Origin of the sequence: Flavobacterium sp. GCM10022190, from assembly GCF_042656445.1 — a bacterium.
GTDB lineage: Bacteria > Bacteroidota > Bacteroidia > Flavobacteriales > Flavobacteriaceae > Flavobacterium > Flavobacterium nitratireducens.
This window is the reverse complement of sequence record NZ_JBHSOQ010000001.1, coordinates 1114972-1115580: the sequence shown is the minus strand read 5'-3', so window position 1 is coordinate 1115580 and position 609 is coordinate 1114972. Positions and strand designations below refer to the sequence as shown.

The window sequence follows — 609 nt, the reverse complement described above, 5'->3', positions numbered from 1 at the left end:
GATGGTGACCATGAATAGGTATAACTTGGCGTTCCCCCTGTTGGAGAAACTGTAGCGGTACCATTCGATCCACCATTACAAGAAACATCCGTTTTACTTCCGGCTGTAGCGTTCAAAGCAGTTGGTTGTGTAATTGTAAATGATTTTGTAGCTGTACATCCATTAGCATCGGTTACGGTAACTGTATAACTTCCTGCTGCTAATCCTGTAGCTGTTGCTGCTGTACCTCCTGATGGTGACCATGAATAGGTATAACTTGGCGTTCCCCCTGTTGGAGAAACTGTAGCGGTACCATTCGATCCACCATTACAAGAAACATCCGTTTTACTTCCGGCTGTAGCGTTCAAAGCAGTTGGTTGTGATATTTGTATGTTTGAAATAGTAGCCGTGCAACTATTAACATCTGTGATAGTAACTGAATAAGTACCTGCTGATAACCCTGTCCTATCTTCTGTTGTAACCCCACCACCCCAGTTAAAGGTGTAAGGAGCTGTTCCGCCAGTTGGAGTTAAATTAATTGCTCCTGTTGAACCACCATAACATGCTATATTAGTTACAACTGTTGATGCTGAAACAGCTGATGCTGGCTGATTTACAGTAATATTTCGA

General features: G+C 42.7%; 1 protein-coding gene. It reads right to left on the bottom strand.

The features are described 5' to 3' along the window. The coding region (locus ACFPTQ_RS04675) for a SprB repeat-containing protein (protein WP_379775553.1) at window positions 1-609 on the bottom strand (609 nt) is incomplete at both ends.